At 71.7% G+C, this 13,283-nt stretch carries 12 protein-coding genes and 2 tRNA genes; 10 read left to right on the top strand and 4 right to left on the bottom strand.

Annotated elements, in window-relative coordinates; all coding sequences use genetic code 11:
- The first annotated feature begins 77 nt into the window (after positions 1 to 77).
- The 3 genes from ACZ38L_RS14910 (at position 78) to gcvH (ending at position 2,262) form a co-directional block, all read left to right on the top strand.
- Positions 78 to 524: an anthrone oxygenase family protein gene (locus ACZ38L_RS14910; protein WP_465692876.1), complete on the top strand. Its 447-nt coding sequence runs from the start codon at positions 78 to 80 to the stop codon at positions 522 to 524.
- Between the two features lie 536 nt (positions 525 to 1,060).
- Positions 1,061 to 1,843 (top strand): hypothetical protein, encoded by a 783-nt coding sequence (locus ACZ38L_RS14905; protein ID WP_465692874.1) that lies wholly within the window; start codon positions 1,061 to 1,063, stop codon positions 1,841 to 1,843.
- A gap of 26 nt (positions 1,844 to 1,869) precedes the next feature.
- A complete protein-coding gene (gene gcvH / locus ACZ38L_RS14900; RefSeq protein WP_465692870.1) occupies positions 1,870 to 2,262 on the top strand; it encodes a glycine cleavage system protein GcvH in 393 nt (130 codons plus the stop codon).
- Between the two features lie 29 nt (positions 2,263 to 2,291).
- On the opposite strand, the gene ACZ38L_RS14895 is transcribed toward gcvH, so the two are convergent.
- From ACZ38L_RS14895 to ACZ38L_RS14885, 3 genes are all read right to left on the bottom strand, one after another.
- A complete protein-coding gene (locus tag ACZ38L_RS14895) occupies positions 2,292 to 2,939 on the bottom strand; it encodes a pentapeptide repeat-containing protein (RefSeq protein WP_465692867.1) in 648 nt (215 codons plus the stop codon).
- Positions 2,940 to 3,009: 70 nt separating this feature from the next.
- Positions 3,010 to 4,206 carry a low temperature requirement protein A gene (locus ACZ38L_RS14890; RefSeq protein ID WP_465692865.1) on the bottom strand — a complete coding sequence of 399 codons (1,197 nt, stop codon included), beginning with the start codon at positions 4,204 to 4,206 and terminating at the stop codon, positions 3,010 to 3,012.
- Positions 4,207 to 4,662: 456 nt separating this feature from the next.
- Positions 4,663 to 6,378, bottom strand: a complete 1,716-nt coding sequence (locus tag ACZ38L_RS14885; RefSeq protein ID WP_465692863.1) for an ABC transporter family substrate-binding protein — start codon at positions 6,376 to 6,378, stop codon at positions 4,663 to 4,665.
- Between the two features lie 292 nt (positions 6,379 to 6,670).
- Between ACZ38L_RS14885 and ACZ38L_RS14880 the strand changes: the two genes are divergently transcribed.
- From ACZ38L_RS14880 to ACZ38L_RS14860, 5 genes are all read left to right on the top strand, one after another.
- Complete coding sequence (locus tag ACZ38L_RS14880; protein WP_465692861.1) at positions 6,671 to 7,654, top strand: ABC transporter permease; 984 nt, start codon at positions 6,671 to 6,673, stop codon at positions 7,652 to 7,654.
- A gap of 14 nt (positions 7,655 to 7,668) precedes the next feature.
- Positions 7,669 to 8,634 (top strand): ABC transporter permease, encoded by a 966-nt coding sequence (locus ACZ38L_RS14875; protein ID WP_465692859.1) that lies wholly within the window; start codon positions 7,669 to 7,671, stop codon positions 8,632 to 8,634.
- A gap of 5 nt (positions 8,635 to 8,639) precedes the next feature.
- On the top strand, positions 8,640 to 10,796 hold the full coding sequence (locus ACZ38L_RS14870) for a dipeptide ABC transporter ATP-binding protein (protein WP_465692981.1): 2,157 nt from the start codon (positions 8,640 to 8,642) through the stop codon (positions 10,794 to 10,796).
- A gap of 121 nt (positions 10,797 to 10,917) precedes the next feature.
- A tRNA-Lys gene (locus ACZ38L_RS14865) sits at positions 10,918 to 10,991 on the top strand.
- A gap of 217 nt (positions 10,992 to 11,208) precedes the next feature.
- Positions 11,209 to 11,781: a DJ-1/PfpI family protein gene (locus tag ACZ38L_RS14860; protein ID WP_465692857.1), complete on the top strand. Its 573-nt coding sequence runs from the start codon at positions 11,209 to 11,211 to the stop codon at positions 11,779 to 11,781.
- Between the two features lie 69 nt (positions 11,782 to 11,850).
- On the opposite strand, the gene ACZ38L_RS14855 is transcribed toward ACZ38L_RS14860, so the two are convergent.
- Complete coding sequence (locus ACZ38L_RS14855) at positions 11,851 to 12,258, bottom strand: VOC family protein (RefSeq protein ID WP_465692979.1); 408 nt, start codon at positions 12,256 to 12,258, stop codon at positions 11,851 to 11,853.
- An 83-nt stretch (positions 12,259 to 12,341) separates the two neighbouring features.
- On the opposite strand from ACZ38L_RS14855, the gene ACZ38L_RS14850 reads away from it, so the two are divergent.
- Positions 12,342 to 12,824, top strand: a complete 483-nt coding sequence (locus ACZ38L_RS14850; RefSeq protein ID WP_465692853.1) for a MarR family winged helix-turn-helix transcriptional regulator — start codon at positions 12,342 to 12,344, stop codon at positions 12,822 to 12,824.
- Positions 12,825 to 13,138: 314 nt separating this feature from the next.
- A tRNA-Lys gene (locus ACZ38L_RS14845) sits at positions 13,139 to 13,212 on the top strand.
- Positions 13,213 to 13,283: the final 71 nt, after the last annotated feature.

The raw sequence follows: 13,283 nt of genomic DNA, 5'->3' as shown, positions 1-13,283 counted from the left end.
CGCTAGACACCGGAGCATCGACATGCCTAGCATCGACTCATAGCCTAGCGGTGCTAGGAAGAGCCTTTGGAGGGGACATGCAGGAGGCACTGGCCGTCGTCACGATCGTCGTGGTCGGGGTGATGGTGGGCGTGGAGTTCGCGGTGGCGGCGTTCGTCAACCCGATCCTTGACCGGCTCCCGAACGATGGCGGACTCGGCGCCCGCGGCGACGGGGCACGCGTCCTCGGCCGGATCATGCCGTTCTGGTACATCGGCTCGGTGGTCCTCGGTGCGGTGTGGGCCGCGCTGGCGTGGGGCGGCGCGGGCGCTTCGCTGATCGCCACGGGCACGGCACTGCTCGTGCTGAGCGTGGTGATGTCGATCCTGCTGCTCGTGCCGATCAACTCACGTGTCGCGACCTGGTCGAACGGGGGCGCACCCGCGGACTGGAAGCGGCAACTGGAGCGGTGGGACCGGCTCCACCACGTCCGCGTGGGCGTCATCGTGCTCGCCTTCGCGCTGTTCGCCATCGCCCTCGCCTAGGGGCGGCCAGATCGGTTCGCCGGGTCGGTTCGCGGGTCGTGCCGCATCGGCGAGCCGCCCGGATCGGCCGGCGGGGCAAGGGAGTTCACGGCCACCGGCGGACGGGGCGGGGCGCCGGACCGGGCGGAGACGCGGTGCGTCGTCCACAGGGGCGCCCAGGGCCGTCGGATCGAGTTCAGGCCGGGCGCGCGGGGGCTGGGCCCCCGAGACTGGGCGTCGGCCGTCGCGTTCCGGTGGTCCACCTTCCCGAACAGCGGTCAAGAGCACGGGCGTTCACCTGGCGCCGTCGGGTGGCCCCCGTGGTCGCGCTCCGGCTCGGCACTGCCGCGTTCCCCGGCCCGACGACCCTTGCCGTTCCGACGTAGCGTCATCGGCCGGGGGCGTGGCAGCGGGCGACCTCAGGGGGTGCCGGCGAGGACCGGCGCCGCATCGGCGTGGCTGCACCGACACCTCGTACCCCTTCGCATACGTTCGGTCACCGTGCGGGCACCTGCCCGCACGGCGTCCGTGCGTCCCGTCCGAAGAACGAGGCCCCCATGCGCAGCACCATCCTCGCCGCCACCACCCTGGCGGCCGCCACCGTCCTCACCGCCACTCCCGCCCAGGCCGCCCCGGACCCGGCCTCCAGAGCCACGACCACCACGTCCTCACTCGACGTGTGGATCAAACAGGCGACCGCCTCCGTCACCCCCAGCGGCCTGGTCGTCCTCGACGGCGGCTACGCGTGCCAGGACACCGACCACACCGGCAACGCCCGGATCCGGCTCGACCTCGCGGCCGACAACAACGCACACGGCACGGCCGACGTCACCGTCCCCTGCCAGACCGCCGACGGCACCTTCACCACCACCGTCATCCCCGACGCCGGCTCCCCCGCCTTCACCAAGGACCACACCGCCGAGGCCCACGCCACCATCACCCGGAGCGGCCAGCTGGGCGAGGAGGCCACCGCCGAGGCCATCCTCTTCAACCACCCGCTCTTCCTGCGGGCCGACCCCACCCTCACGCCCGACGCCAGGGGCGGCTACACCGCCACCGGCACGTACGGCTGCTCCAGCACCGCCCCCACCGTGAACCTCACCCTCACCCTCACCGACAGGTCCGCCGCCGGCATCGCCGTGGGCAGCGCGCTGGCCAGCCTCCCCTGCCCCGCCACCGACCAGCCCTGGACCGCCACCGTCGCCCTCCCCGCGCTGCCCGCCCCCAGTACCCAGCAGGCCACCGGCCACCAGCTCTCGCTCCTCGCCAGCCTCGACGGTGCCGGCACCGGCGGCTCCGAGGGCATCCGCGAGTACACCTCCCTCAAGCTCACCCGCTGACGGCAGACCCATCAAAGGAGAGAAACATGGCCAACACCCCGAGCGACCTCAAGTACACCAGGGACCACGAGTGGATCAGGACACTGGGCGACGGCAAGGTACGGATCGGCATCACGGAGTTCGCGCAGAAGCAACTCGGCGACATCGTGTACGTCGAACTTCCCAAGGTCAAAGACAAGTTCGACGCCGGCGAACCCTTCGGCAGCATCGAGTCGGTCAAGGCGGTGTCCGAGGTCTACGTCCCGGTCGCCGGTACCGTCGCGGCAGTGAACGAGAGCCTGGACGGTGAGCCGGAATCGGTCAACGACGACCCCTACGGCGACGGTTGGCTGATCGAGCTGACCCTGGCGAAGGCCGCCGACCTGAACGGCCTGCTCTCCGCCGCCAAGTACGAGGAGTACCTCAAGGAAGAAGCGTAGGGCCGCGCCTGAGCGGGGCCCGCTCCCGCTCAGGCGTCCTTCACCACGACCCCCAACGCCTGCGCGAACTGCGGTGCCAGCTCGAAGAGTTGGACGGACGAGATGAGCGCGCCGCGCAGGCCCTCGTGGCCGTCCGGGAGGTCCAGCCGGGTGGCACCGCGCAGGTCCACCTTCGTCAGCTTCGCACCACCGAAGCGCACCTGCTGCAGCGAACTGCCCGGGAACGAGACCTCGGCGAGCTTCGCCCCACCGAAGTCCACATCGGTCAACTGGCAGTCCTCGAAGACCACTTCGCGCAGCACCGCGGAGCGCAGGTTGACCGACTCCAGCTTGCACTGGCGCAGCACCAGCCGGCGCAGCTGCGCACCGTAGCCGGCGATCCCGGCGAACAGGCCGCCGCGCACGGTGGCGTCCTGCCACTCGCTCTCGGCCAGGTCGGTGGCCACCCAGCGGCAGGCGTCCAGCCACACCTCGGTGAACCGGGCCTGCCGCAGCCGGGCCTCAAGCACCGAGACGCCGGTGAACGCACACTCCAGGAAGGACGCCCCACCCGCCTGCACGCCCTGGTACGTGCCGCCGTCGAAGTGCGCGGTGTCGTAGCGCTCGTCGCGGCGCCACGGACCGGGGTGCGGCTGGAGCAGGTGGGCGAAGGGCAGGTCGGCGAGTTCGCGGGGCATGGGGTGGAACCTCCGGACGGGACGCGGGGACGGCCTGGCGATCCTCGCACCCGGCACCGACAGCCGCCGCTCAGGCCGCGGCCGTGTCCCGCGCGTGCAGCGCGACCCCCACCGCCACCGCCGCGGCCGCCACCAGCCCCGCCGCCAGCACGCCCGCCGCGCCCGCCAGCGCCGTGCAGGCCAGCACCGCCGCCGAGGCGATCGGCAGCACCCACTGCGAGGCGCCGCTCTTCACGTGCCGGGCGTGCAGCAGCCAGACGGTCAGCAGGTAGAGCGCCGCCGGCACGGTCACCGCGGCGGTGGCCGCGGTGACCGAGATGTGCGCCTGGCCGACCGCGGACTCCACCGCCACCTCCAGTCCGGCCCCGATCGCCGCCGCCGATCCGAAGATCGGATAGTGGCCGTACCCCCAGAGGAACGCCTGCCGGTTGGAGCGCAGGTGCTCGTGCACCGAGCGGGCGAAGTAGATCCACCAGGCCGAGAAGCAGAGCAGCAGGCCGCCGGCCGCGACCGGCAGCAGCCGCCCCAGCGACCGGTGCTCGTCCACCCCCGACTGCACCGCGACGGTGGCCGCGGAGACCGTCTCACCGAGCACGATCAGGGTGAACAGGCCGTAGCGCTCGGAGATGTGGTGCGGGTGCCACTGGGTCTGCGCCACCCGCTCGGCCACCGCCGGGACGCTCAGCTCGGCCGCGGCGCCGATCGGCATCACGTACGGGATCACCGTGTGTGGCAGCAGCAGCACCAGGGTCCAGCCGACCTGCACCAGCGAGACGCCGATCGCGTAGCGCCGGGCCATCCGCCGGGCCGGGCCGTGCTCGCCGCGGAACGCCCGCACCCACTGGCTGACCAGGGCGAGCCGCATCACCACGTAGCCGAGCACGCCGAGGGCGAAGTCCCGGTCGACGAAGAGCCGCGGGATCCCGGCCGCGAAGATCAGCACACCGGTGATCTGCACCAGGGTGGTGATCCGGTACGGCACGTCGTCGGTGTCGTAGGCGGAGGCGAACCAGGTGAAGTTCATCCAGGCCCACCAGACCGCGAAGAACGCGATCAGGTAGCCGGTCAGGGCGAGCCGCAGGTGCCCCTCGGCCAGCGCGGCGGCCAGCTGGCGACCGGCCTGGGCGACCGCGACCACGAAGCAGAGGTCGAAGAAGAGCTCCAGCGGGGTCGCCACGCGGTGCGGTTCGTCCCGGTGGCGGGGCACCATCCGGCGCATCACCGGCTCGGCCGGGACGGGCCCGGCGGCGGATGGTCCAACGGTCATCGGGCGGCTCTCCAGGCTCGGGGAAGGCTCGGGGAAGGCTCGGGAACGGCTCGGGAAAGGGCTGCGGACAGGCACGGGAACGGGCCGCGGACACGGATCCCCGTGATGGTCGCACCCGCCGCCGACCGGCGCACGCACCCGCCCGGCACGCCACGGCAGCCGGTCACCTGGGCCGCCCAACTCCCCCGCCCTCCCGTCAAGGGGAGTTGACGATCCAGTGCGCGAGACGGGTGACAGCTCGGCCGCCGCCGGGCGCGCCCTCGCGTCGCGCGCGGCGGGCGCCCCGAATGTCCCGATACATTCCTTCCCAGTGGATCGGCGACAGGGGCGTCCTGCGGGCAACGCGGAAGGTCAAGGCCGGTGCGGCGAGCCCGGGGGAGACATTCCCCCGACCCGGCCGCACCGGCCTCGTGATCACCGCGCTGCCCGACAGCGCCTCGGCTCTCCGTACCGGCGCTACTTCTGCCAGCCGACCGTGGTGTAGTCGGTGTCCGCGAGCCCGCTCTCGCCGTAGTTGGCCAAGCCCTTGCGGAAGGCGGCGATCCCCGGGCGCTGGTAGAGCTCGATGGTGTGCCCGAGCTCCCAGATCTTGGCGTCCGCCTCGTTGTAGAGCTTGAGCGACTGCGCCTGGTCCAAGGTGCTGGTCGCCTGCTTGAGCAGGCTGTCGATCTCCGGGGTGCTCAGCCGCGAGTAGTTCTCGAAGACGTTGTTGCCGACCGGCTCCTGGTAGTAGGGGATCGCGGTCGAGGGCGGGAAGGAGCCGGTGTTGCGCCAGGTCGCCAGGTCGAAGTTGCCGGTGTTGATGTACTTGTCGTCCAGGTCGTTGTCCGGCACCCGGTCCACGTCCACCTTGATGCCCGCCTGCAGCAGCATGTTCTGGGTCGCGGTGGCCAGGTCGAAGGTGCTCTGCGCGGAACCCTGGCCCACCACGAAGTGCAGCTCCAGCTTCTGGCCGTCCTTGGTGCGCGGCTGGCCGGCCCCGGCCTCCTGCCAACCGGCCGCCGTCAGCAGCTGCTTGGCCGAGGGCAGGTCATAGGCGCCCCACGGGCCGGAGTTGTCCTGATAGCCGACCTGATTGGTCATCAGGAAATGGTTGCCCAACTCCTTGAACTGGACGGGGACTCCGGCGTTCATCACCTTGATCAGGGCCTGCCGGTCGAGCGCCTCGCCGATCGCCTGGCGGACCCGCTGGTCGGCCAGCGGGCCGTTGGAGCCGAGCGAGATGTGCACGTCGTCCCAGGGACTGGCGCTGCGGATCACCGCGTCCGAGTCGCCCTTCAGCTGGCTGTAGGCGTCGGCCCGGCCGGCCGAGGCCTCGTCGATCTCGTTGTTGAGGAACGCCTGGGTGATCGCGTCCTGGCTCAGCACCCGGTAGGTGAACTTGTCCAGCTTCGGCTTGGGCCCCCACCAGCCGGGGTCCGGTACCACGGTGATGGTCTGCGCGGTCTTGTCGGTGGTGCCGAGCTTGAACGCGCCGCCGGTGATCGGGATCTGCTCGATCCAGCCCTTGTTGAACTCGTCCGGAGTGGCGATCCCCGCCGCCGGGAGCAGCGGGTAGAAGAGGCTCTGCCAGTCGGCGTACGGAGTGCTGAAGGTGACCTTGACCTCGGTCGGGTCCGCGCCCTGCGAGACGTCGCTGATCTGGTCGTAGCCCGCGTTGCTGGCCGCGTCGTAGGCCGGGTTCTGGCCGTTGTCAGCCTGCCACACGGCCTTGAAGTCGAGGTAGCTGAGCGCCTTCCCGTCCGACCACTTCGCCTTCGGGTTGAGCTTGTAGTCCACCACCTGCGGGGAGGTGGAGACCAGCTTGGCCGACTCCAGGTACTCCGGCACCGGCTGGTAGACACCGGAGGCGTCCACCCGGAACAGCATCGGCTCGACCATCTTCATGATCTCGACCGAGTCGCCGTAGGTGCCGTCCACCTGGTACGGGTTCCACTGACTGATCCACTGCTGGAGCGGGAGCCGCAGCTCGCCACCGTCCTTGACGTCGGACAGCGGCTGCGGGTTGATGTCGGTGGCGTTCAGCGCGGGCGCGGCGCCGGTCACCGTACCGCCGGCCCCCGAGCCGCCCGAGCCGCACCCGGCGACGAGCAGCGCGCACGCGGTGGCGGCGAACAGCGCACGCGGAATGCGCCGGCCGGACGATCGGCGGCCCGGGGCAACTACGGCCATGGAAGGGGTCTCCCAGCGTTGGGTCGTGTCGGAGGTGTCCAGCCGCCAGGTGTGGCGACCGACCGGCCTGGGCAACTTGTCGATGCTCGGCCAGGCCGAAGCTAACAGCGGATCAACGCCTGTACCAGAGGACGAAATTGGGCCATGACGGAACCGCAACGCTACGCAACACCGACGCAACATCCGCTCCGCAACTCGCTGTAACACTCTGAGCGGACACGAAGCACGACACCCCTCCCAGCGAAGGCTCGGTACTCATGACGATCGGGAACTCCCCGGCGGGGAGCGGCTGATGCTCCGCTACCTGGCGAAGCGTCTCGCCTACTACCTGCTGCTCCTGGTCGTGGCGGTCTTCCTCGCGTTCGCGCTGGCCAGCAGCGCGCTCAACCCGCGCGCCTACTTCGAGGCCAAGCAACCCCGGCCGTCCGCCGCCGCGGTGGACCGGCAGCTCACCGCGCTCGGCATCAACGACAGGACACCGGTGGTGATCCGCTTCGGCCACTGGGCCGACCGGGCCGTGCTCCACGGCGACCTTGGCCAGAGCATCCACAGCACCTCGATCAACGCCGAGTTCGGCCGCCGGGTCTGGGTCTCGCTGCGGCTGCTGGTGATCGGCAGCCTGCTCGGGATGCTGCTCGGGGTGGCCGCCGGCGCCTGGGGCGCGGTGCGGCAGTACCGGGTGTCCGACCGGGCGCTGACCTTCGCCTCGTTCGTGCTGCTCTCCACCCCGGTGTTCCTGCTGGCGCTCTTCCTCAAGAACGGTGCGATCGCGATCAACCAGGCCAGCGGGCACCAGCTGATCAACTTCACCGGGTACCAGACGCCCGGGCTGACCGGCGGGATCGGCGCCCATCTCGCCGACTGGGGCGTCCACCTGTTGCTGCCCACCCTGTCGCTGGCGCTCACCGGCCTTGCCCAGTACAGCCGTTACCAACGCGGCACGATGCTGGACGTGCTCGGCTCCGACTACCTGCGCACCGCCGAGGCCAAGGGGCTGAGCCGGCGCCGGGTGCTGGTGAAGCACGGACTGCGGACCGCCGTGATCCCGATGGCCACCCTCTTCGCCTACAGCTTCCTGGGCATCCTGACCGGCGCCACCTTCACCGAGGAGATCTTCGGCTGGCACGGCATGGGCGAGTGGTTCATCAGCGCCGTCCAGGAGAACGACACCAACGCGGTGGTCGCGGTCAACCTGTTCACCGCGGTGGTGGTGCTGGCCTCCGGGTTCCTCGCCGACGCGCTGCACGCCGCCCTGGACCCGCGGGTCCGGGCCTGATGACGGGAGCCGAGATGACGACGGAGACCGACGCACTCGTGGCACCCGCCCCCACCGCCGTGCGGGCGCCCGGCCGGGGGCGGCTGGTGCTCGGCCGGCTGCTGGCCGCGCGTGGCGCGCTGGTGGGCTGCCTGATCGTGGTGTTCCTCTTCCTGCTGGCCTTCGTCGGGCCGTTCCTGACGCACTGGACGTACACCGACATCGACTACTCCGCGATGCGCCAACCGCCCTCCGCCCAGCACTGGTTCGGGACCGGTGGGCTCGGTCAGGACGTCTACGCGCAGACCCTGCGCGGGCTGCAGAAGTCGCTGATCATCGGCCTGCTGGTGGCGCTGCTCTCCACCGTGCTGGCCGGCCTGGTCGGCGCCTGCGCCGGGTACTTCGGCGGCTGGACCGACCGGCTGCTGATCTTCGTGGTCGACCTGCTGCTGGTCTTCCCCAGCTTCCTGGTGATCACCGTCATCTCGCCGCGGCTGAAGGACGCCGGCTGGATCGCCTTCGTGGTGCTGCTGGCCGCGTTCAACTGGATGATCACCGCGCGGGTGGTGCGCTCGATGACGATCTCGCTCAAGGAGCGCGAATTCGTCCGCGCCGCACGGTTCATGGGGGTCCGGCCGCTGCGGATCATCCTGCGACACATCCTGCCGAACGCCGCCTCCTACCTGATCGTCGACGCGACCATCGCGGTCGGCGCGGCGGTGATGAGCGAGACCACGCTCTCCTACTTCGGCTTCGGGGTGCGCGCGCCGGACGTCTCGCTCGGCACCCTGATCGCCGACGGCACGGACGCCGCGCCGACCTACCCGTGGATGTTCTACTTCGCCGCCGGGCTGCTGGTGCTCTTCGTGCTGGCCGTCAACCTGATCGGGGACGGGCTGCGGGACGCGCTCGACCCCACGGCCGCGGCCGGCCGGCGCCCGTCCCGGCGGGTCGCCCGACGACGGGCCGCCGCCCCTTCGACCCCCGAGGCCACTTCGTGAGCGCCATCACCGATCTGCCGGCCCAGCGCCGGACCGAATCCGGCACCGAGCTGCTGACCGTCCGCGACCTGCACGTCGAGTTCGCCGGGGGCCGCGGCCGGGCGGCCGTCCCCGCCGTCCGCGGCGTCGACCTCACCCTGCGGCGCGGTGAGACGCTCGGCATCGTCGGCGAGTCCGGCTCCGGCAAGTCGGTCACCGCGCTCGCCGTGCTCGGCCTGCTGCCCGGCACCGCGACGGTCCGCGGTTCGGTCAGCCTGGACGGGCAGGAGCTGATCGGCCTGCCCGGCCGTGAGCTGGCCCGGATCCGCGGCCGGCGGATCTCGATGGTCTTCCAGGATCCGCTCTCCGCCTTCACCCCCGTCTACCGGATCGGCGAGCAGATCGCCGAGGCCGTGCTGGCGCACCAGCGCGTCGGCAAGGCCGAGGCCCGGCGGCGGGCGGCCGAACTCCTCGAGCTGGTCGGCATCCCCGACCCCGGGCGGGCACTCGAGAGCTTCCCGCACGAGTTCTCCGGCGGCATGCGGCAGCGCGCGATGATCGCCATGGCGGTCGCCAACCAACCCGACATCCTGCTCGCCGACGAGCCCACCACCGCGCTCGACGTCACCATCCAGGCACAGGTGCTGGACGTGCTGCGGACCGCGCAGCGGGAGACCGGGGCCGCGCTGGTGCTGGTCAGCCACGATCTCGGGGTGATCGCCCAGATGGCCGACCGGGTCGCGGTGATGTACGCGGGGCGGGTGGTGGAGCACGCGGGCGTCGACGAGCTCTTCGCCGCGCCCCGGCACCCGTACACGCTCGGGCTGGTCGGCGCCGTGCCGCGGCTGGACGCCCGGGGCGGACCGCTGGTCCCGATCCCCGGCAACCCGCCGGCACCCGGCGCGCTGACCAGCGGGTGCCCGTTCGCGCCGCGCTGCCCGCTGGTCGAGGAGCGCTGCCGGGGCGCCGAGCCGGCGCTCAACGGGAGTTCCCACGCCGCTGCCTGTGTCAGGGCCGAGGAGCTGGCCCGGACCCGGCCGGCGCCGGCGGAGGTCTACCCCGTGCCCGCCGTCCCGCCGGTGGCCCGGCCGGCCTCCCGTGCCGAGCTGCCGTCCGTGCTGGAGGTCGGCGGGCTGGCCAAGACCTTCCCGGTGCTGAAGGGCTCGGTCTTCAAGCGCAAGGTCGGCGAGGTGTACGCGGTGGACGGGGTCGACCTGGACATCCGGCGCGGCGAGACCCTCGGGCTGGTCGGTGAGTCCGGCTCCGGCAAGTCCACCACCCTCTTCGAGGTGCTCGCTCTGGCCCGTCCCGAGGCCGGCCGGATCACCCTGCTCGGGCAGGACACCGCCACCCTCGGCCGGGACGCCGCCCACCGGCTGCGAGCCCAGCTACAGATCGTCTTCCAGGATCCGATGGCCAGCCTCGACCCGCGGATGCCGGTCGGCGACATCATCGCCGAGCCGTTGCGGGCCCAGCACTCCGACCGGGAGCTGATCGCCCGCCGGATCCCCGAGCTCCTGCGCCAGGTCGGGCTCGACCCCGCGCACGCCGCCCGCTACCCGCACGAGTTCTCCGGCGGCCAGCGGCAGCGCGTCTCGATCGCCCGCGCGCTCGCCGTCGAGCCCCAACTCCTCGTCCTGGACGAGCCGGTGTCCGCGCTTGACGTCTCCATCCAGGCCGGCGTGCTCAACCTGCTGCAACGGCTCAAGGCCGAACTCGGGCTCGCCTACCTCTTCGTGTCGCACGACCTCGCGGTGATCCGGCACCTGGCGGACCGGGTGAGCGTGATGTACCTGGGCCGGACCGTCGAACAGGGCGCCGTGGACGCGGTGTTCGACGCCCCTCGGCATCCCTACACGCGTGCGCTGCTCTCCGCCGTGCCGCTGCCCGACCCGGCCGCCGAGCGGGCACGCACCCGGCTGCTGCTCGCGGGTGATCCGCCCAGCCCGACCACTCGGCACGCCGGCTGCCCGTTCCGGACTCGCTGCCCCGTCTACGCCGGGCTGCCCGCCGCGCTGCGGCCGAGCTGCGACAGCACGCCGCCGCCGCTCGCTCCTGCCCCGGCTCCTGCCCCGGCCGGGGCATCGGCCAGTGCGTCGGCCGGTGCGTCGGCCGATGCCTCAGCCGGCACCTCAACCGGTGCCGACCACGCTGCCGCCTGCCACTATCCGGAGCGCGGTTAGGGCCCTGTCAGGCGGACGCGCCGGACGGTGGCCCCGCTCGCACCGATCGATACGCTGCGCGACCGCAGGATGACGATTCGGCGAAAGCCTCATGTCCGTGTAATGTTCTCGGTGTCAGCAGGCGCCGCTAGCTCAGTTGGTTAGAGCAGCTGACTCTTAATCAGCGGGTCCGGGGTTCGAGTCCCTGGCGGCGCACATGCAGGTCAGGGCCTCCTCGCCATCGCGAGGAGGCCCTGATTCGTTCCCGCGCACCCGCGGCCCCCGACGTCCCCGACACCCCCCCGATGCGCCGGGAGTGCCCCGTTGCGCAGAGTGGCACGGATGCGACAGGTTGTAGTCGACATCACACGGCCCGGCCGATGTCGCCCGCCGGGCCGGCGAACTGACCGCTGATCAGAATCGAGGCCGGCCGATGGCTGCTGCTGTGAAGATCCTGCTCGTCGCCGGGGACGCCGCGGAGTCCCTGGAGGTGCTGTACCCGTACCAGCGGCTGCTGGAGGAGGGCTACCAGGTGGACATCGCGGCCCCGACCGCCAAGAAGCTGCAGTTCGTGGTGCACGACTTCGAACCCGGCTTCGACACCTACACCGAGAAGCCGGGCTACACCTGGCCGGCCGACGTGGCCTTCGCGGACGTCGACCCGGCCGACTACGCGGCGCTGGTCGTCCCGGGCGGCCGCGCCCCCGAGTACCTGCGCAACAACCCGGACCTGAAGCGCATCGTGGCGCACTTCTTCGCGTCCGAGAAGCCGGTCGCGCAGATCTGCCACGGGCCGCTGATCACCGCGGCGGCGGGCGTGCTCGACGGGCGGCGGACCGCCGCGTACCCGGCCCTGGAGCCGGACGTGCTGTCGGCGGGCGCGGCGTACGAGGACGGCGAGGCGGTGGTGGACGGCGTGCTGGTGTCGGCCCGAGCCTGGCCGGACCACCCGTCCTGGCTGCGCGCGTTCATCGAGGTGCTGCGCAGCAAGGCACCGTTGGCCTGAGCCGGCGATCGGGGCGGCGGGGGCGGTTTCGTGCGGACCGCCTCCGCTTCCGCCGGCGGGGCCGTTCCGTCAGTAGGACTGCAGCTCGATCAGCGTTCCGTCGGGATCGCGCAGGTGCGCGGTGCGCAGCGTCGGGCCCCACTGTGGACGGTCGGTCGCACCGACCACCAGCGTGCCGCCGTGCGCGAGGCAGAGCGTCAGGGCCGCGTCCACGTCCTGGACCCGACAGGTGAGCATCGTCCGGTCCTGGGCGGCCGGCGGTTCGGCGGGCAGGTCCTCGGTGCCGACGACGGCGGCCAGCGCCGCGCGGTCGAAGAGCACCAGGGCCGCCTCGGTACCGACGTCCCAGTTGGCGTACGGTCCCGACGGGTCACCCTTCTGCCTCGCCGCGCCGAGCAGTTCGGGCAGCACGGCGTCATAGAAGCGGAAGCACTCGGCGAAGCGGGCGACCAGCAGGCGGGGGTAGAGCGCGTCCATGGCATCCTCACGGTCCGGCACGCAGTGTTAGTGGGTGTAAACCTATCATTGGGCAGCTCCCAGGAATCCCTAGAATGGGAACCATGGACCACACGGACCGCCCCGACTCCCCGGGCCCACTGGACGCCACCCCGCCGAGCCTGCTCGACCTCACCACCTACCTGCTCTCCAAGACCGGCAAGGCGGCCCGACTGCGCTTGGCGGAGCGGCTCGCGGAGCGAGACCTGCGGCTGTGGCACATGGCGGTCCTGGCCGCGCTGGCCGACCACGGCCCGCACGTGCAGCGCGAACTGGCCACCCGGCTGACCATCGACCCGAGCGACGTGGTGAAGGTGCTGGACGGCCTGGCGGCGGCCGGCCAGGTCGAACGCGCCCGCGACACCGCCGACCGGCGCCGGGTCCTGGTCACCCTCACCCCGGAGGGACGGACCGCGCTGGACCAACTCCGCACCGAGGCCCGCGAGGTGCAGGACGAGCTGCTCGCCCCCCTGACCACCGACGAGCGGGCCCAGCTGCACGGGCTGCTGCGGAAGGTGTTCGCGGGGGTGGCGGGGGCTGGGATGTGACGGGGGCACGGCGTGATAGGGGCGCGGCGTGATGGGGGGCACGGCGTGATGGCGGCCCGAGCGTGAGCGGTGCTCTTCTTTGCGAGCAGTCGTCGCGAAGAAGAGCACCGCTCACATCCCGGATCGCCGATCAGAGCAGCGAGCGCACAGCTCTCGGCAGAGATCGCCGATCACCATGCAGAGCACAGCTCTCGGCAGAAATCGCCGATCACTGTGCAGAGCACTGCTCTCGAAAGAGGTCGGCGCTCACCCCGCCCGCGCGGCCCGATTCGGCGTATCGCCACTGATCAGGTAATGTTCTCCGCGTTGAACAAGCGCCGCTAGCTCAGTTGGTTAGAGCAGCTGACTCTTAATCAGCGGGTCCGGGGTTCGAGTCCCTGGCGGCGCACAACCGCGAAGGGCGCCCCTCCTCCGGGAGGGGCGCCCTTCGTCGTACCCGCCCCCACTCCGCCGGCCGCG

The organism is Kitasatospora sp. NPDC024654 (assembly GCF_055559155.1).
This window is presented reverse-complemented; position numbering and strand designations above follow the sequence as displayed.

Coding starts and splice junctions, on each gene's coding strand:
- ACZ38L_RS14910 (WP_465692876.1), top strand. CDS start 78: ATGCAGGAGGCACTGGCCGTCGTCACGATCGTCGTGGTCGGGGTGATG.
- ACZ38L_RS14905 (WP_465692874.1), top strand. CDS start 1,061: ATGCGCAGCACCATCCTCGCCGCCACCACCCTGGCGGCCGCCACCGTC.
- gcvH (WP_465692870.1), top strand. CDS start 1,870: ATGGCCAACACCCCGAGCGACCTCAAGTACACCAGGGACCACGAGTGG.
- ACZ38L_RS14895 (WP_465692867.1), bottom strand. CDS start 2,939: ATGCCCCGCGAACTCGCCGACCTGCCCTTCGCCCACCTGCTCCAGCCG.
- ACZ38L_RS14890 (WP_465692865.1), bottom strand. CDS start 4,206: ATGACCGTTGGACCATCCGCCGCCGGGCCCGTCCCGGCCGAGCCGGTG.
- ACZ38L_RS14885 (WP_465692863.1), bottom strand. CDS start 6,378: ATGGCCGTAGTTGCCCCGGGCCGCCGATCGTCCGGCCGGCGCATTCCG.
- ACZ38L_RS14880 (WP_465692861.1), top strand. CDS start 6,671: ATGCTCCGCTACCTGGCGAAGCGTCTCGCCTACTACCTGCTGCTCCTG.
- ACZ38L_RS14875 (WP_465692859.1), top strand. CDS start 7,669: ATGACGACGGAGACCGACGCACTCGTGGCACCCGCCCCCACCGCCGTG.
- ACZ38L_RS14860 (WP_465692857.1), top strand. CDS start 11,209: ATGGCTGCTGCTGTGAAGATCCTGCTCGTCGCCGGGGACGCCGCGGAG.
- ACZ38L_RS14855 (WP_465692979.1), bottom strand. CDS start 12,258: ATGGACGCGCTCTACCCCCGCCTGCTGGTCGCCCGCTTCGCCGAGTGC.
- ACZ38L_RS14850 (WP_465692853.1), top strand. CDS start 12,342: ATGGACCACACGGACCGCCCCGACTCCCCGGGCCCACTGGACGCCACC.